Source organism: Arthrobacter globiformis (assembly GCF_030815865.1).
In the GTDB taxonomy this organism is placed as follows: domain Bacteria; phylum Actinomycetota; class Actinomycetes; order Actinomycetales; family Micrococcaceae; genus Arthrobacter; species Arthrobacter globiformis_B.
The window spans coordinates 2,216,151-2,232,580 of sequence record NZ_JAUSXI010000001.1; the positions used below are offsets into that span (position 1 = coordinate 2,216,151).

15 protein-coding genes are annotated in these 16,430 nt (G+C 67.3%); 1 reads left to right on the forward strand and 14 read right to left on the reverse strand.

What is annotated here, in order from left to right; genetic code table 11:
- Positions 1–85: 85 nt before the first annotated feature.
- The 11 genes from QFZ33_RS10060 to QFZ33_RS10110 all read right to left on the reverse strand — a co-directional run bounded on the left by QFZ33_RS10060 (position 86) and on the right by QFZ33_RS10110 (position 12,989).
- Positions 86–2,239, reverse strand: coding sequence for a 3-hydroxyacyl-CoA dehydrogenase NAD-binding domain-containing protein (locus QFZ33_RS10060; RefSeq protein WP_307027055.1), 2,154 nt, complete (start codon positions 2,237–2,239; stop codon positions 86–88).
- Between the two features lie 354 nt (positions 2,240–2,593).
- The gene (locus tag QFZ33_RS10065; RefSeq protein WP_307027056.1) at positions 2,594–3,925 is read right to left on the reverse strand and encodes an HRDC domain-containing protein; all 1,332 of its coding nucleotides are present in this window, start codon (positions 3,923–3,925) and stop codon (positions 2,594–2,596) included.
- 142 nt (positions 3,926–4,067) lie between these two features.
- Entirely contained in the window at positions 4,068–5,447 is a 1,380-nt protein-coding gene (efeB, locus tag QFZ33_RS10070; protein WP_307027058.1) for an iron uptake transporter deferrochelatase/peroxidase subunit, read from the reverse strand.
- Positions 5,444–6,640, reverse strand: coding sequence for an iron uptake system protein EfeO (gene efeO, locus QFZ33_RS10075; protein ID WP_307027059.1), 1,197 nt, complete (start codon positions 6,638–6,640; stop codon positions 5,444–5,446). The genes efeB and efeO overlap by 4 nt, the downstream gene beginning before the upstream one ends.
- A 90-nt stretch (positions 6,641–6,730) precedes the next feature.
- Positions 6,731–7,582, reverse strand: coding sequence for an iron uptake transporter permease EfeU (gene efeU, locus QFZ33_RS10080; protein WP_307027060.1), 852 nt, complete (start codon positions 7,580–7,582; stop codon positions 6,731–6,733).
- Positions 7,583–7,784: 202 nt separating this feature from the next.
- Positions 7,785–8,447, reverse strand: a complete 663-nt coding sequence (locus QFZ33_RS10085) for a DUF3000 domain-containing protein (RefSeq protein WP_307031756.1) — start codon at positions 8,445–8,447, stop codon at positions 7,785–7,787.
- A 68-nt stretch (positions 8,448–8,515) separates the two neighbouring features.
- Positions 8,516–9,628 carry a threonine aldolase family protein gene (locus QFZ33_RS10090; RefSeq protein ID WP_307031758.1) on the reverse strand — a complete coding sequence of 371 codons (1,113 nt, stop codon included), beginning with the start codon at positions 9,626–9,628 and terminating at the stop codon, positions 8,516–8,518.
- Between the two features lie 39 nt (positions 9,629–9,667).
- The gene (locus QFZ33_RS10095; protein WP_307027062.1) at positions 9,668–10,441 is read right to left on the reverse strand and encodes an SDR family oxidoreductase; all 774 of its coding nucleotides are present in this window, start codon (positions 10,439–10,441) and stop codon (positions 9,668–9,670) included.
- 10 nt (positions 10,442–10,451) lie between these two features.
- Positions 10,452–11,873, reverse strand: a complete 1,422-nt coding sequence (locus QFZ33_RS10100; protein ID WP_307027063.1) for a DUF6421 family protein — start codon at positions 11,871–11,873, stop codon at positions 10,452–10,454.
- A gap of 145 nt (positions 11,874–12,018) precedes the next feature.
- A complete protein-coding gene (gene msrB, locus QFZ33_RS10105; protein ID WP_307027066.1) occupies positions 12,019–12,483 on the reverse strand; it encodes a peptide-methionine (R)-S-oxide reductase MsrB in 465 nt (154 codons plus the stop codon).
- 14 nt (positions 12,484–12,497) lie between these two features.
- Positions 12,498–12,989 carry a hypothetical protein gene (locus QFZ33_RS10110; RefSeq protein ID WP_214846930.1) on the reverse strand — a complete coding sequence of 164 codons (492 nt, stop codon included), beginning with the start codon at positions 12,987–12,989 and terminating at the stop codon, positions 12,498–12,500.
- Between the two features lie 117 nt (positions 12,990–13,106).
- On the opposite strand from QFZ33_RS10110, the gene QFZ33_RS10115 reads away from it, so the two are divergent.
- On the forward strand, positions 13,107–14,378 hold the full coding sequence (locus QFZ33_RS10115) for an alpha/beta hydrolase family protein (protein ID WP_307027069.1): 1,272 nt from the start codon (positions 13,107–13,109) through the stop codon (positions 14,376–14,378).
- Here the strand turns inward: QFZ33_RS10115 and ybaK are convergent.
- From ybaK to QFZ33_RS10130, 3 genes are read right to left on the reverse strand one after another with little or no spacing between them, the layout of a single operon-like run.
- Positions 14,366–14,869 carry a Cys-tRNA(Pro) deacylase gene (gene ybaK / locus QFZ33_RS10120; protein ID WP_307027071.1) on the reverse strand — a complete coding sequence of 168 codons (504 nt, stop codon included), beginning with the start codon at positions 14,867–14,869 and terminating at the stop codon, positions 14,366–14,368. The two genes, QFZ33_RS10115 and ybaK, sit on opposite strands and share 13 nt — an antisense overlap.
- A gap of 14 nt (positions 14,870–14,883) precedes the next feature.
- Entirely contained in the window at positions 14,884–15,342 is a 459-nt protein-coding gene (locus tag QFZ33_RS10125; protein ID WP_307027074.1) for a SufE family protein, read from the reverse strand.
- 49 nt (positions 15,343–15,391) lie between these two features.
- Positions 15,392–16,315, reverse strand: a complete 924-nt coding sequence (locus tag QFZ33_RS10130; protein WP_307027076.1) for a sulfurtransferase — start codon at positions 16,313–16,315, stop codon at positions 15,392–15,394.
- Positions 16,316–16,430 lie beyond the last annotated feature (115 nt).

Genomic DNA, 16,430 nt, shown 5'->3' on the forward strand with positions numbered 1-16,430 from the left:
GCATTCGGCCGCGCTTGCCGGTGCCGAGCGCGAATGGACCCTTGAGGCCCCTCCAGCAGGGCCTCAAGTGTCCGTTCGCGCTGTGTCAGGAACGGGATGCCACTCCCGGCGGAAGAAACCGCCTGCCGTTGACGCGCTCCGAGGCTCCCACCCTGTCGAGGTAGGGGGTGATTCCGCCCAGGAACATCGGCCAGCCGGCGCCCAGGATCATGCACAGGTCGATGTCCTGGGGCCCGGCCACCACGCCCTCTTCGAGCATCAGTCCAATTTCTTCGGCAAGGGCGTCCTGGGTCCGGCGCAGCACTTCCTCTGCGGTTGACGGAGTGCTGCCAAAGGACATCAGGGCAGAGGTGGCGGCCGGAATCTCCTGCCCGCCGTCCGCTGCCGTGGACCACAGGGATCCGATCTTGTTGTCGACGAGTTTCTGCAGGTTCTGCGAGACCGGGAAGCGGCCGCCGAAGGCCGCGTGCAGGGATTCCTGTACGTGCTGGGCCACCGGCAGTCCCACCATGGCGAGGAGGGTGAACGGCGTCATGGGGAGACCCATGGGGCGCAGCGCGGCGTCCGCAACGTCGGCTGGCGTGCCCTCGTCGAAGGCGGCTGTGACTTCGCCCATAAGCCGCAGCAGGATGCGGTTGACCACGAATGCCGGGGCGTCCTTGACGAGGACGGCGGTCTTTTTCAGGCCCCTGGCGAGTTCGAAGGCGGTGGCGAGCACGGCGTCGTCGGTCTTCGGCGCCCGGACAACTTCGAGCAGGGGCATGACGGCCACGGGATTGAAGAAGTGGAAGCCCACGAGCCGCTCGGGATACCGCAGGTCCGCGGCCATGGCGGTCACGGACAGCGAGGAGGTGTTCGTGGCCAGGATGCACTCCGGTGACACGATGGCCTCGAGTTCGGCAAACACCTGCTTCTTGACGTTCAATTCCTCGAACACCGCCTCAATGACGAAGTCGGCGTCCGCAAACGTTTCCTTGGATACAGACCCCGTCACGAGCAACTTGGCCTTGGTGGCAGCGTCGGTGGCCAGCCGTCCCTTCGCCACCAGCTTGTCCACTTCGTTGTGGACATAGCCAACGCCCTTGTCCACCCGCTCCTGGTCGATGTCGGTTAGAACCACGGGGATCCCAAGCTGGCGCGCGAACAGCAGGGCGAGTTGGCTGGCCATAAGGCCGGCGCCCACCACACCGATCTTCGTGACGGGCCGGGCGAGCTCGCGGCCGGGGGCGCCTGCGGGCCGCTTGGCCCGTTTCTGCACGAGGTCCAAGAAAGCGTAGACGGTCGCACGGAACTCGTCGGACTGCATGAGGCCGGCCAGCGTTTCGCATTCGAGCGCGGCGGACTCCGCCTGGGTCATGGTCCGGTTCGCCGCCATAATGTTCAGCACCTCGGCCGGAGCCGGGGAGGCGTTGGATGTTTTGGATTCGACGAAGGCGCGGCCGGCGGCCACGGCGTCCGCCCAGCGGGCGGCAACAGCGGGGTCGGCGGGATCGACGGCGGCGGGCCGTTCCGGTGCTGTGCCGGCGACGACGCGCGCAGCCCAGGCGACCGAGTGCGCCAGGAAATCCTCCGGCTCGAACAGCGCATCCGCGATGCCGAGCTTGCAGGCTTCGGGGCCGGACAGCGTGCGGTTGTTGTTCAGCGCGTTCTCGATCATCACCTTCACCGCATTCTCCGGCCCGATGAGCCGTGGCAGCAGGTACACACCGCCCCATCCGGGCACGAGCCCCAGGAAGGCCTCCGGAAGGGCCAGCGCTCCAGCGTGGGTGGACACCGTGCGGTAGGTGGACTGCAGGGCGATCTCCAGGCCGCCGCCAAGGGCCATGCCGTTGATGAAGGCGAAGCTGGGAACGCCCAGGTTGGCCAGCGTGGCGTAGACCTCATGCCCCAGCTGGGCCATCCAGAGGCCGTGCTCCCGCTGCTGCAGCTTCGTGACCGCGGACAGATCTGCCCCGGCAACGAAGAAGTTCGGCTTGCCCGTCACGCCCACGGCCGCGATTTCGCCCGCGGCCGCCCGCTCGCGAAGCCCTTCGAGGACGCCGCCCAATTCAACCAGGGTGTTGGGGCCAAGCGTGGTGGGCCTGGAGTGGTCCAGGCCGTTGTCCAGCGTGATCAGGGCGAGGACGCCCGGGCTGGCCTTGCCGTCGGTGGCGGGAAGTTCAATATCCTGCACGGAGGAATGAGTGACCGCCTCATCCGGAAAGAGATCGGCAAGCTTGCGGAAATCTACGGCGCTCATTCTGGCTCCTCATTGAGACGGGCATGCCTGGGCCGGACAGTCGGGACCGGGCATCAGTAAATCCAACGTTACTCGTGAGTAACATTGGCTGCAACCGGCGCCCGGTACTTGGTTAGGACCGGTACCTGGTTTGCGCCGGTATTTGGCTCGGTACATGCTGGCCGGATCAAAAATTCTTTTGATCCACTCGAGAACGAAAACTAGGTAGCAGCTCAGGGCATTCCCAGCGCTGAGAACGCCCTGAACTGCTACCTAGTTGGGCACTTAGGTGGAGCGAAAAGCCCAAACCGCGGGCAGCACCGCCGTCGTCGCACGCGGCGCGCCACCGTCCCTGCTCTAATGCGGCTCAGGCTCCTAAGCGGAGGCTTCCTTTGGCTCCCTGGCTTCCTTGGGCGGAAGCGGCTGGGGGTTGAGGAATGCCGCGGTGATCAGCGGCGCCACCACTCCCACCTGCCACGGCCGGGCACCCAGCCCGCGCAGTTCGTCGGCGACGGCGGCCTCGGTGATGTCCTCCGGCGGCCGCCACGCGACGCGGCGAAGGTAGTCCGGGGTCAGCAGGTTTTCTAGCGGGATCTTGAGTTCGTCCGCCTTCTCCTGCAGCAGTGGCCTGGCGGTCTGCAGCCTCTCGGCCGCGGGAAGGTCGCGGTCGGCCCAGACCCGGGGCGGCGGCGGGGCGTTGGTGGGCAGGTGGAGCGGGGGAAGGTCTTCGAGGGCCCGGGCCGCAGCGATGCACCGCAGCCAGCGGGGGGCCTCCCGCTGGGCGGCCCTGCCGTGGAATCCCTTGGTGCCGAGCAGTTGCGGTACCGTCGTCGGCATCGCCTTGGCTGCGGCGACGAGGGCAGAATCGGGGATGAGCCGTCCCGGGGCGACATCGCGCTTTTGGGCCAAAGCGTCGCGTTCCAGCCACAGCTCCCGCACCGCGGCCAGTTGGCGGCGGTCCCTGATCTGGTGGAGTCCGGATGTCTTGCGCCAGGGGTCAACCCTGGGTGCTGCGAGCCCGGCGGACAGGATCGCGGCAAACTCCTGCTCGGCGTACTCGAGTTTTCCGTCCGCTTCGAGCAGTTCGATGAGTTCCTCGCGCAGTTCCGTCAGGACTTCGACGTCGAGCGCGGCGTACCGGAGCCAGGGTTCCGGCAGGGGCCGGGTGGACCAGTCGGCTGCCGAGTGTTCCTTGGCGAGTCCGAAACCGAGCAGCTGCTCGATCACGGCAGCGAGGCCGACGCGGGGAAGGCCTGCCAGCCGTGCTGCAAGTTCAGTGTCGAAAAGCTTGTCCGGCCACATACCCAGCTCGGACAGGCAGGGCAGGTCCTGGCTGGCGGCGTGCAGGATCCATTCGACGCCCCGCAGGGCGTCGTTAATAATTCGCAGGTCCCCGAACGGCTCGGGGTCGATCAGCCATGTTCCGGAACCTTCCCGGCGGATCTGGACGAGGAACGCGCGCTGTCCGTAGCGGAAGCCCGAGGCGCGTTCTGCATCCACACCGGCTGGGCCCGTGCCCGTGGCGATCGCGGCGGCGCAGCGTTCCAGCCCCGCCTGGGTTTCGATGACCAGAGGGACGCCGTCGCGGGGGGAATCGAGATCGATGACAACGGGGACCAGGCTGTCAAAGCCTTCCACCGTTATATGGGGTGTGGTTTCAGCAGCCGGAGCGCCGGCTGTGGTGTTATCCGAATTTTGAGCGGTCATGATGTCCCTAGTTTACCGGCAGCAGGGCCAAGGGCCGTTCCGGGCCGGCACGCGCCGCCGTCGGAAGCGACGGCGGCGCGTTGTTGATGCCCCAGCGCTCACGTTCCGGAGCCCACGTGAAGAGTGCCCAGGTGAAGAAGTCTCAGGCGAAGAGGCCTTCCCCGATGAAGCCGCCCTGCTTGACGCCCGGCGGCACGGCGAAGAGACCGGAACCCGTGTGCTTGAGGTATTCCAGGGCCAGGACGTCCTCCTTGGCCATGCTCATCTGCATGGGCACGTAGTGTGTCCGCGGGTCCTTGACGAAGGCAATGAAGAACAGCCCGGCATCGAGGTGGCCCAGCCCGTCAGAACCGTCGGTGTAGTTGTATCCGCGGCGGAGCATCCGCACACCGTCGTTCTGGTCTGCGTGGGCCAGCCGGACGTGGGAGTCCATGGCGATGAGGGGCTCGCCGTCGTTGCCCTTGATGGCGAAGTCGGGGGCGGTGAACTCCTTGCCGCCCGACAGGGGTGCCCCTTCTCCCTTGGTCCGGCCGATCAGGCCCTCCTGTTCGCGGAGCGAGGTGCGGTCCCAGATTTCGATGTGCATCCGGATGCGCCGCGTCACCAGGTAGCTGCCGCCGTCCATCCAGGCTTCGCCTGTACGGGATCCGGCGCCGGCCCACACATGCTCGTCGAGCAGGGCGGTGTCCTCGGCCTTGAGGTTGTTGGTCCCGTCCTTGAAACCGAAGAGGTTGCGGGGCGTCTGCTGCGCCCGCGACGTCGACGAGGTGCGGCCGAATCCCAGCTGGGACCAGCGGACACGGGCCTTGCCGAAGGCGATCCGGGCAAGGTTGCGGATGGCGTGCACGGCCACCTGGGGGTCGTCGGCGCATGCCTGCACCACGATGTCGCCGCCCGTGCGGGCGGGCTCCAAGGCGTCGCCGGGGAAGTGCGGCAGATCGATCAGGGCATCGGGCCGCTTTCCGTCGAGGCCGAAGCGGGTCTTGCCGTCCTTCTCGAACAGGGAAGCGCCGAAGCCAAACGTGAGGGTGAGCCGGCCGGCGTCGAGGTCCAGGGCTTCCCCGGTGTCCTCCGGCGGCGCGTCATACGGGCCATCGACGGCGCCGGTGGCTCCGGTGGTCCGGCCGGCGGTCATGGCGTCCGCGGCAGCGGTCCAGTCCTTGAGGAGTTCGATGAGGGCCGCACGGTCGTCGGTGGTGACGTCGAAGGCCGCCATGTGCAGGCGGTCCTGCGCAGCCGTGGTGATCCCCGCCTGCCGGTCGCCGAAGAAGGGAATGACGGAATCGTTGGCGGCCGGGGGCGATGCAGCGGCCGCCAGGGTGTCGTGGCCGAGCAGGCCGGCGGCGACTCCGGCCACCGCTCCCGCGCCGCCCACGCCGGCCAGTCCCAGAAGTCCGCGGCGGGACAGACGGCGGTTGACGCCGTCGGACGTCTCCGGCGGCTCTCCGGAGCCGTTGGGTTGCTGGTCTCTGTTGGAGCTGGTGGGCGGCTGCTGGCCGCCGCCGAAGGGGCAGCCGCTCACAGCACAACTGCCGCGGTGAGCTTGGACAGCGGCTCGCCGAGGGCGTCCACCAGGGCGCTGAGCCGCTGGACCTCGTCCTTGCCCAGCTCGTTGTAGTAGGCAAAGCCGTCGCCCTTGGCGTGCTTCTTCAGCTCAGCCTGGAGGGCGCTGAACTTGGCGTCGAGGTCCTGGGCCAGGGCGGAGTCCTTCTGCTGCAGGGCAGGCTTGAGGTTTTCGAACGCGATCCGGGCGCCGTCCACGTTGGCCTGGAAGTCCCAGAGATCAGTGTGCGACCAGATCTCTTCCTCGCCGGTGACCTTGCCGCGGGCCACCTCATCCAGCAGTTCCTTGGCGCCGTTGCCGAGCTTGTCCGCGCTGAGCTCCACGGTTCGGGTGCGGGTACTGAGTTCCGCCGTGTCGGCCACCAGCTGCTTGGCGAGTGCGCCACGCTCGGCCGCGGTCAGTGCCTTGTATCCGGCCGGCGGGAACAGGTCCTTTTCGGCACGGTGCCAGCCGGTCCACTTCTGCCCCGGTTCGAGGTCCGCCTCACGGGCATCGAGCTTGGGATCGAGATCCCCGAAGGATTCGGCCACGGGTTCGATCCGTTCCCAGTGCATGCGGGTGGCAGCGTAGAGGCTCTTGGCCTTGGCTGCGTCGCCTGCAGCGTATGCGGCGGCGAATTCCTTGGTTCCGGCCACCAGCTGCTCGGTCTGGTCCTTGACGTAGGCCGTGTACTGGCTGACTCCGGTGTCCACGAGCTTCTGGAGGTCGGCGTCCACGGTGGCCTGCTTGCCGGAGTCCTTGACGTTGAAGTCCGCGCGGATGCCGTCACCCTTCATCCCTGGCTTGCAGGCGGTGATGTATTTGCCGGCCGGTGCGGTGAGCACCAGGTTGCGGGTGATCCCGGGGCCGATGTTCTCCACTTCGGCCACGATCCGCAGGCCGTCTTCGGCGAGCACGTAGAACTCGGTGACCTCGGCGCCGTCGTTCTTCACGGCGAAGGTGAGGTTCCCGCTGGGGGCACTGGCTGCGGAGACCTTGCACTCGGAATCGGTACTGGTGACCTGGATGGGCCCGTCTGTGGTGCCCGATGCGCTGGCGCTGGCGTTGTCGGTGCAGGATGCGAGGGCCAGCGGGAGGACTGCGGTGGCTGCCACGACGGCGAGGCGGGCACCGGCAGTCCGGCGGGTTTTGGGCGAGGTGAAGCCGGACATGTGAATTCCTTGGGGGTGTTGGGGATGCAGCGGGTTGTTGCGGTTCAGGGTGTTGAGGTGCGGAGTTTGGTTGGAAGCAGGCGCTGCCGGTCAGGAGGCGACGGCGGCAGTTGCGGCGGGGGCCCCCGCCCGCCGCAGCGGCGGGCGGAAGCTGGCACGGAGGTAGAAGAACATGACGGGGATGGCGTACAGGATCCAGGCGGCTGCTTCCAGCCAGGTCGTGGCGGGGGAGAAGTTCAGGGTCCCCTTCAGCAGGGCGCCGTACCAGGACGACGGCGGGACGGCGGCTGAGACGTCGAAGGCGAGGCTGTGCAGCCCCTGGAGGATGCCGGCCTCCTGCAGGTCGTGGACGCCGTAGGCGAGGACGCCGCCGGCGATGACCACCAGGGCGACGCCGGTCCAGGTGAAGAAGCGGGACATGTTGACCTTCAGGACGCCGCGGTGCAGGAGGTAACCGAGCCCGGCAGCCACGGCGAGGCCCAGGAGGGCGCCGAACAGAGGGGTTCCGGATTCTCCGCTGGCCTGGGCTGCGGCCCACAGGAACAGTGCCGTCTCCAGCCCTTCCCGCCCGACCGCCAAAGCCGCCACAAGCACCAGGCCCCAGGCGGCGCCGTCGGCCACGCCATCGACCCGGGAGCGGAGTTCGCTGCCGAGCGTGCGGGCGGTGCGCGCCATCCAGAAGACCATCCAGGTGACCAGTCCGACGGCGATGATGGACAGGCCGCCGCCAATCGCTTCCTGGGCTTCGAAGGTCAGGCCGCGCGGGCCGAAAGTCAGCAGGGCGCCGAAGCCGACGGACACGGCGACAGCGATTCCAACGCCTGCCCACAGCCGGGGGAGCAGCGCGCGCCGGCCACTCTTGGTGAGGTAGGCCATCAGCAGGACGACGATGAGCGTCGCTTCGAGGCCCTCCCGGAGGCCGATGAGGAAGTTGGCTGTCATGTAAAGCACCTTCTGCCGGAGGAGCCCGTCTTAGGCTCACCTAAGCACGGGACTTTACACGGCGAAGGCCATTAGGCAAAAGAATCGTGCCGTAATTGCAGTGGAAATTACTCCACCGGTTTGGGCAGCACAATTGGGCAGCACTTTTTGGCGGTGCCGTTTGGGCAACGCCCGTTGGGCAACGCTGGTTGGTGGGGGCAGTTTAGTTGCGGCGCCTGCGGGGGAGCGCGGAGACGCCTTCGGGCAGCGGCGGGAGGCCGGCGAAGGTGCACACCATGTCAGACCACGCCTCGAGGTGCGCCTGGACGTCGGCGCCGGCCGGGGTCCACGAGGCACGAAGTTCAATGTCGATCGAGGCGGGCCGGTCCGCCAGCGTTCCGAAGCTTTCGGACAGCACACGCGTGGCGGTGCCGCCAGCCGCGCGGTAGGGGGCATGGTGGGTTTCGAGGGCTTCCACGAGCCATGTCCACGCCACGGAGCCCAGCATTTCATCGTTGCCCATCTCGGCGTCGAGCTGGGCCCGGATATAGGTGACGATCCGGAATTCGCCATCCCACACCGCGGAGCCGTCGGGGTCGTGCAGCAGGATGAAGCGCCCGGTGGCGAGCTCCTCGCCGTCGTCGTCGGCATCGCCCCCGGCGGCGGCGGACCGGGCCAGCGCCATGGCCGCCGGCCCGTGAACCGGTGAGCGGTCCTTAACGCTGCTGGGAACGATGACCTCGGCGCCGAGGGCCACGGCGAATGGCGCCAGCCGGGCGGGCGCCGGGATCTCGTCGAGGCGCAGTTCACTGCGGCAGCGTGCTTTGCGGAGCGTTCCCAGCGCATACAGAAAATTCGCGGGAACCTGGGCAAGTGCGTTCACAATCGCAGGGTACGCAATGGAAACCGCCAATCCCGGCAGGCTCGCCGCCTGCTCACGCAATCCCGCGCATGTTAGTGCCCTGCCGCCGGCGAGGTCCGGTGCCGGGCGAGTTCGTCCCTGATGGCTGCCACGAAGGCATCGACGTCCTCCTCGCTGGTGTCGAAGGAACACATCCAGCGGACCTCGCGGGTGGCTTCATTCCAGTCATAGAAGCGGAAGGACTCCCGGAGCCTGTCCGCCACGCCTGCCGGCAAAACCGCAAAGACCCCGTTGGACTCCGTTTGCTGCGTGGGTTCCACGCCGTCAATGTTGTCCACCGCGGCGCGCAGCCTCGCAGCCATGGCGTTCGCGTGGCCGGCTGAACGGAGCCACAGGTCACCTTCGAGCAGGGCGATGAACTGCGCGGACATGAACCGCATCTTGGAGGCCAGCTGCATATTCATCTTGCGCAGGAACAGCAGCCCGTGGGCGGCGTCGGGATTCAGCGCCACCACCACCTCGCCGAACAACAGCCCGTTCTTTGTTCCGCCGAACGACAGGATGTCCACGCCGGCGTCGCGCGTGAAGGCCCGCAGCGGAGCGCCAAGGTGCGCCGCGGCGTTGGCCAGCCGCGCGCCGTCCATGTGCAGCTTCATGCCTTTGGCGTGGACGTGCTCGGCGATCGCCCGGACTTCATCCGCCGTGTAGCAGGTGCCCAGTTCAGTGGTCTGGGTGATGGAGACGGCCAGGGGCTGGGCGCGGTGCTCATCGCCCCAGCCCCACGCTTCGCGGTCGATGAGCTCCGGCGTCAGCTTCCCGTCCGGGGTGTGCACCTGCAGCAGCTTTATGCCGCCCACACGCTCCGGGGCACCGTTCTCATCCATGTTGATGTGTGCCGTGGACGCGCAAACCACCGCGCCCCAGCGCGGGAGGAGGGACTGCAGGGACAGCACGTTGGCGCCCGTGCCGTTGAAGACCGGGAAGCATTCGATACCCGGCCCGAAATGCTCCTCCATCAGCTCCTGCAGGCGGGCCGTGTAGGCGTCTTCGCCATAGGAGACCTGGTGGCCCTCGTTGGCGGCAGCCAGCGCGGCCAGCACCTCGGGGTGCACCCCTGAGTAGTTGTCCGAGGCAAAGCCGCGGACCGACGCGTCGTGCAGCCTGGCCATGGTGCCGCTGCCGGCAGTTTCAACAGTTGTTGTCATCTCTTTGGTCACGCTTTCAGTCTAGGTAGTTGCGGCACGCTACGTACTTGCAGCGCCGGCGGGCACCGGGGCCAGCAGCAGCCGCTGCCCGTTCAGCTCCGCGGCGGGCTGGCTAAAGAGTCCGACGGCGGCCGCGGCCAGCTGCTCGACGTCCGTGTAGCCGGGAAACTTCCGTTCGGGCTGACTGCTGCGCATGCTCGCGTCCACCAGCGCTTTCACCACGAAAACGACGGCGGCACTGTGCTGGCCGCCACGGGTCGGGTCTTCGGGCCCTTGGGCGTCCTGGCGGAAGCCCTCGGCCACCGCCATGGTCCACGCCTCAGCGGCGGCCTTGGCCGCCACATAGCTGGCGACGCCGGCGGCGGGACTGCCCACCGCCGTCGAGGACACCATGGCAAAACGCCCGCAGGGCGAGGCGGCGAGGTCGTCGTAGAAGACCCGGGTGACGTTCCGGAGCGTCGTGACGGCGCTGCGTTCCAGGAAATCCCAGGCCTCATCGGTCTGGCTGGTGATGCCCTGCGCGCCGCGCCAGCCACCCACGAGATGGATGACGCCGTCGATCTTTCCGGCGGTGCGGGCGAGCTCTTGCTGCAGCTCCCGCACTGCGGCGAGGTCGGCGAGGTCGCACACGAGCGGCGTGGGGCCGCCCGCGGTTTCCGCGGCCTCCTCTATGCGTGCCTTGTCCGAACCCACCGTGAAGACGGCAAAGCCGGCCTGCAGCAGTGCACGGGCGGCCGCGATCCCCGAAGGTGAGCTGCCGCCCGTGACCAGCACGCGCAGCGGCCTGCCGTCGCCCATGCTGGTGACGCTCATGCTGCGCCGGTCATGCGGCGGCCGCGGTCGGGCCGGTTTCCTGCAGCGCAGGGTCCGGCGTCTGCGCAGGGTCCGAGGAGCCGGTAATGCCTGCGGTGGATTCGATGACGGGGCGCATCTTCTTTTCCAGGGCCTCGTAGAACATGGACAGCGGGAACTCGTCGTCCAGGACCTGATCCGTGAGGCCCCGGGGCGGCCCGTCGAGGGGGAGGGCGCCTGGTCCCTTCGCCCACACTGATGCCGGGTTCGGCGTGACGGTGCCCGAGATCAGCTCATAGGCCGCCAGCCAGTGGGCGGTCTTGGGCCGGTCGATGGAGCGCCAGTAGAGTTCTTCGATCCGGGCACCCAGCTCCATGACGACGCCGGCGACATGTTCCCAGTCGATGGTCAGGCGGCTGTCGGTCCAGTGAAGGACGCGGTGCTGGTGCAGCCACGCGAAGAGCAGCTGACCGCCGAGCCCGTCATAGTTGCGCACCCGGCTGCCGGTGATGGCGAACCGGAAGATGCGGTCGAAAATGACGGCGTACTGCAGGAGTTTGGCATGCCGGCGGGCTTCCGGGTCCGCTGCTTCGTCCTTCTCGATCGTCACGGATTCCCGGAAGGCCGTCAGGTCGCAGCGCAGCTCCTCAAGGGAGTACAGGAAGAACGGCATCCGCTGCTTGATCATGAAGGGATCAAACGGCAGGTCCCCGCGCATGTGCGTGCGGTCATGGATCAGATCCCACATGACGAAGGTCTTTTCGGTGAGTTCCTGGTCCTCGAGGAGTTCCGCGGCTCCCGCCGGCAGCTCCAGCGAAGTGATGTCGGCCGCGGCCCGGAGGACGCGGCGGAAGCGTGCCGCTTCCCGGTCCGCGAAAATGGCGCCCCAGGTGAACCGGGGCGTCGCGCGCACCCCCACCGTCTCGGGGAACAGCACCGCGGAGTTGGTGTCGTACCCGGGGGTGAAGTCAATGAACCGGATGGGCACGAACATGCGGTTCGAGTAGTCGCCCTGTTCCAGGCCTGCAATGAAGTCCGGCCACACGACGTCGATGAGGACGGCCTCCACGAGCCTGCTGCTGCTTCCGTTCTGGGTGTACATGGGGAAGACCACCAGGTGCTGCAGGCCGTTCTCGCGGTCCGCCTGCGGCTGGAACGCCAGCAGGGAGTCCAGGAAATCCGGCACGCCGAACCCGCCCTCGGCCCAGCGCCCAAAGTCGCGGCACACCAGGTCCAGGTACAGGGCGTCGTGGGGAAACGCCGGTGCCAGCGCCTCGATGGCGCTGACAAGGGCTTCGACGTGGCCGTGCGCTGCCGTGTGGGCAGCCTGGTCGGGGATGGAGCCGTCTGGCACCTGCAGGTCCCGCAGGGCAATGGCCGCGCCCTTGAGGCGCTGCCATTCAGGGTGTTCCGCGGAGATTCGGGCTGGTGCTGTGTGTACGGTTACGGTCATCGCTGGCCTCGCCTTTCTGGTTACCTGAGCTTCTACGGCGAGCGTAGCAAGCAGACAGGATTCCTAATCGATCAAAGGCGTGAGCATAAGAAACTGAAGGGCTCGGGGCGGTCCGAAGAACCACTAGGCGCAGCGCCGGGCAATCTCAGGCCCGGGTGTCGTCGGCGGCCGGAACCAGCTTCAGTGAGATGGAGTTGATGCAGTAACGCTGGTCCGTTGGAGTCCCGTACCCCTCGCCCTCGAAGACGTGCCCGAGGTGCGAGTCGCAGTTGGCGCACCGCACCTCGATGCGTTCCATGCCGAGGGTCCGGTCGTGGATGTACCGCACCCGCTCTTCGGCCAGGGGCGCCCAGAATGACGGCCAGCCGCAGTGCGAATCGAACTTCTCCTTGCTGGTGAAGAGCTCGGTCCCGCACGCGCGGCAGTTGTAGGCGCCGGCGGTGTGGGTGTCCCAGTATTCGCCGGTGTAAGGGCGTTCCGTGCCGGCCTGGCGCAGCACGTGATATTCCTCCGGCGTCAGTTCGCGGCGCCAGTCGTCGTCGGACCGGCCGGCGGCAGGTGATGCTTCGCCGGCGGTGTTGGTCAGGTCGGATTTCTCAGGAGTGCTCATAACCGGACCAACGCTCAGGAGTCCCCGATAAATCCCGAGCCCGCATATAGATGCAGCACTGGGAGGCCCAGCTTGTCCTGCGCCCGGTTGGCCCAGTCGGTATGGAAGGTGTCTGAAACGGCATGCGGCCTGGTGATGACGACGGCCTGGGCGGCGCCAAGCTCCTTGACCTTGGCCACGAGGCCGTTGACGGCCCCGCCGGCCACCACCTCGCCTGCAACGCCGCCGCCGATGCCTTCCAGGGCGCTCACCGAGGTGGCCAGCGTGGCGTCTGCCGCTGCCCGTTCCTCCGTGGGGTCCGGGGAATGGGCCGTCAGCTCGCGGAAAGCCTTGGCAATGTCCAGCATCGAAAGGTTCTCGAGGAAGTCCACCAGCAGATGCCGTTCCGTGTTGGCCGGTACCAGCACAACCAGGGGCGCGTCACCTCCGTCCACCAGGCGTTCGATGTTTACGCGGTCGTCCGCACCCAGCGGCTCTTCAGTCAGAATGACGATTGGATCGCTCATGGCATCAGCCTAGTCCCGCCCGCCAGTAGCCGCATGTATTTGGCCCGCATGCATTTGGTCCCCTTGCATTCGGCCGTAAATGTGCCGGAAAGGGCCGGATCCGTCAAGATGGGTGGCATGGATTCCGCGCAGGCTGCTTTGACACCCCCGTCCACTACCCAGGGCAATGGGATGTCCCTGAAGGCGAAGTGGACCCTCGGGGGAATCATTGCCGGCGGCACGGCGGCTGCCCTGCTAGGTGCCGGATCGTCAGCCCTCGCGCTCTACTTTGCCCGCCGCGTCCTCACCCCAGCCCGCGTGCGGGCGGCGGACCAGGAAGTCCTGGCGGTCATCCGGGAGGGCAGGGATCTGCAGGTCATCCTCGCGGCCACGCCGGAGACAACACATGACGGAACGTACAGCATCTTCTTCGACGCCGGTGCCGGGCATGCCCGGATTGGCAGGATCCTGTCCTACTCCCCGGCCGAGCGCACCGTGCTGCGCGAGGTGGAGGCCGTCTACAGCGGCAACCTGGAAACCGCAGGGCGCGCCTGGTGGGGAGGCGCCACGTACCAGCATCCCTCGGACGTGGGCCTGGCGGCCGAAGACGTCGGCATTGAAGTTGAGGGCGGAACTGCCCCTGGCTGGCTTATCCCTGGTAATGCCGGCGCCGAAACCTGGGCCATCATGGTCCACGGGCGCGGGGCAACCCGGCAGGAGTGCCTCCGTGGAGCGCGGGTGGCCCACGAACTCGGACTGCCCAACCTCCTGGTTTCCTATCGGAACGACGGCCTGGCGCCGGCAGCATTCGACGGCAGGTACGGGCTGGGTTCCACGGAGTGGCGGGACATCGACGCCGCCATCGCCTTTGCCCTTGCCCGCGGTGCCCGGGACGTCGTGCTTTTCGGCTGGTCCATGGGAGGGGCCATCTGCCTGCAGACGGCGGACCTCTCGGAGCACCGGCATGTCATCCGGGCCATGGTCCTGGATGCGCCGGTCATCGACTGGGTCAACGTGCTGGCCCACCACGCGGAACTTAACCGGATCCCGTCGGCCGTTGGCCGTTACGGCCAACTGATGATGGGGCACAAGGTGGGCCGCAGGCTCACCGGGCTCGCTGCGCCCGTGGACCTGAAATCTATGGATTGGGTGTCGCGGGCCGTTGAACTCAGGACGCCGACGCTCATCATCCACAGCGTGGACGACGAATACGTTCCCTACCAGCCTTCGGCCCTGCTCGCCGAAAAGAACCCGGAAATGGTCACGTTCGAGCCGTTCGAGGGAGCGCGCCATGCCAAGGAGTGGAATGCGGATCCGGTCCGATGGGAAGCGCTGGTCCGGGCGTGGCTGCAGCAGCAGTTGGCGCCGCGCCGCAATCCCGGCCAGCCGGAACCGGTTCAGCCTGCCTGAGAGCCTGTTCCGATCGCGGCCGTGACGGCCTTGGCGAGCCGCACGAGGTCGCGGGGATCCAGTTCGATGTCCAGGCCGCGCCGGCCGCCGGACACCAGGATCGTGTCCAGGGTGAGGGCGGTTTCGTCGATGACCGTGGGGGAGGGCTGCCGCTGTCCCAGGGGCGAAATGCCGCCCAGGACGTAGCCGGTGCGCCGTTCAGCCGCGGCGGGGTCCGCCATGGCGGCCTTCTTGCTGCCCAGCGCCGCAGCTATCGCTTTGAGGTCCAGGCTTCCGCTGACAGGAACGACGCCGACCGCCAGTTTGCCGTCGACCTCCACCATGAGCGTCTTGAAGACCCTTGCCGGATCGATCCCCAGGACCTCGGCTGCCTCCATGCCGTAACTGGCCGCGGCCGGATCGTGGCTGTACGGGTGCAGGTTAAAGGAAACGCCTGCCGCAGCCAGTACGGCTGTGGCAGGCGTTCCCTGCGACGTGTTCTTGCGCGCCATCCGGGGTCCGGTTCCTAGGCGTGGAGCCGGGCCGCGGCGGCCACCTTGCGCTTAATGCGCCCGAGCATCGCGGTCATGCCGCGCATACGCAGCGGCGTAATGGCGCGGGTCAGGCCGAGCAGTTCCGGCATGTCGTCGGGAACAGCCAGGATCTCCTCGGCGGTAAGGCCGTCCAGTCCTTCGTGGAGCACTCCGGCGAAACCACGGGTGGTGGGTGCCTCCGGCGGGGCCTTGAAGAACAGCCGGAAGGCCGGGGACGCGCCGTCGTTCTTTTCCGTCTCAATGGTGAGGAAAAGAGGTGACTGGCATTCCACCACCTGCTCCAGCAGCTCCGGGTGGTCATTCAGGCGCTCCGGCAGGTCCGGAAGGCCACGGGAAAACTCCAGCAGCAGCTGCAGCCGCTCGGGCTCGCTCACTGCCTGGAAGTCGTCGACAATCTCCGCCAGGGCGGTGGGAAGTGCTTGAGTACTCATCACTTCAAGCTTACGCAGGTTGTCCCCGTCCGCCGCTTTTTTACGACACTTACCTTGTGGCAACTGCCGGTACCGAGCCGCGTTCCGCGCCCTTGGCGATCGGCACGCGCACTGCGTTGCCCCATTCCGTCCAGGAGCCGTCGTAGTTGCGGACCGTTTCGAAGCCCAGGAGGAACTTCAGCGCGAACCAGGTGTGGCTGGAACGTTCGCCAATGCGGCAGTAGGCCACGACGTCGTCGCCCTCGGCCAGACCGGCTTCGCCCAGGTACAACGCCTCAAGCTCGGCGCGGCTGCGGTAGGTGCCGTCCTCTGCTGCTGCCCGCGCCCACGGGATTGAGGCCGCGGTGGGAATGTGGCCTCCGCGCAGCGCACCTTCCTCGGGGTAGGCGGGCATGTGGGTACGCTGGCCGGTGTACTCCTCGGGGGAGCGGACGTCGATCAGCGGCTTGCCCAGGTGGGCCAGGACGTCTTCCTTGAAGGCGCGGATGGGGGTGTCGTTGCGCTCCACCACGGGGTAGTCCGCCACGGCCGGCGAGGGAATGTCGGTGGTCAGCGCACGGCCTTCGGCGATCCACTTGTCGCGGCCGCCGTCGAGCAGCCGGACGTCCTCGTGGCCGAACAGGCTGAAGACCCAGAGGGCGTAGGCGGCCCACCAGTTGGACTTGTCGCCGTAGATGACCACCGTTGTGTCGCGTGAAATGCCCTTCGCGGCGGCCAGGGCGGCAAACTCCTTGCCCTGAACGTAGTCGCGGGTCACTTCGTCGTTCAGGTCGGTGTGCCAGTCGATCTTGACCGCGCCGGGAATGTGGCCGGTTTCGTAGAGCAGGACGTCTTCATCGGACTCCACCACGACGAGTTTGCCGTCGTTAAGGGCGCCGTCGTCGATGGCCGCAGCCAGCCACTCGGTGGAAACAAGCCGCTCAGGGTGCGCGTAGGCGGCGAACTTCTCGTTCTGTTCAACGGGGTAGGACATGCGTATGGCCTTTCACTGAAACGGTCAGGTCAGACCGCCGGGGGACGGCGGGTCACTGCTCCAACACTAGCGACGGGCCGGTACGAATGCTCCTGTGTGTTAACAGGACGAAATG

What these genes read in the sequence shown, in the direction of transcription:
- QFZ33_RS10060 (WP_307027055.1), bottom strand. Translation starts at nt 2,239, where the DNA reads ATGAGCGCCGTAGATTTCCGCAAGCTTGCCGATCTCTTTCCGGATGAG.
- QFZ33_RS10065 (WP_307027056.1), bottom strand. Translation starts at nt 3,925, where the DNA reads ATGACCGCTCAAAATTCGGATAACACCACAGCCGGCGCTCCGGCTGCT.
- efeO (WP_307027059.1), bottom strand. Translation starts at nt 6,640, where the DNA reads ATGTCCGGCTTCACCTCGCCCAAAACCCGCCGGACTGCCGGTGCCCGC.
- efeU (WP_307027060.1), bottom strand. Translation starts at nt 7,582, where the DNA reads ATGACAGCCAACTTCCTCATCGGCCTCCGGGAGGGCCTCGAAGCGACG.
- QFZ33_RS10090 (WP_307031758.1), bottom strand. Translation starts at nt 9,628, where the DNA reads ATGACAACAACTGTTGAAACTGCCGGCAGCGGCACCATGGCCAGGCTG.
- QFZ33_RS10095 (WP_307027062.1), bottom strand. Translation starts at nt 10,441, where the DNA reads ATGAGCGTCACCAGCATGGGCGACGGCAGGCCGCTGCGCGTGCTGGTC.
- QFZ33_RS10100 (WP_307027063.1), bottom strand. Translation starts at nt 11,873, where the DNA reads ATGACCGTAACCGTACACACAGCACCAGCCCGAATCTCCGCGGAACAC.
- msrB (WP_307027066.1), bottom strand. Translation starts at nt 12,483, where the DNA reads ATGAGCACTCCTGAGAAATCCGACCTGACCAACACCGCCGGCGAAGCA.
- QFZ33_RS10110 (WP_214846930.1), bottom strand. Translation starts at nt 12,989, where the DNA reads ATGAGCGATCCAATCGTCATTCTGACTGAAGAGCCGCTGGGTGCGGAC.
- QFZ33_RS10115 (WP_307027069.1), top strand. Translation starts at nt 13,107, where the DNA reads ATGGATTCCGCGCAGGCTGCTTTGACACCCCCGTCCACTACCCAGGGC.
- ybaK (WP_307027071.1), bottom strand. Translation starts at nt 14,869, where the DNA reads ATGGCGCGCAAGAACACGTCGCAGGGAACGCCTGCCACAGCCGTACTG.
- QFZ33_RS10125 (WP_307027074.1), bottom strand. Translation starts at nt 15,342, where the DNA reads ATGAGTACTCAAGCACTTCCCACCGCCCTGGCGGAGATTGTCGACGAC.
- QFZ33_RS10130 (WP_307027076.1), bottom strand. Translation starts at nt 16,315, where the DNA reads ATGTCCTACCCCGTTGAACAGAACGAGAAGTTCGCCGCCTACGCGCAC.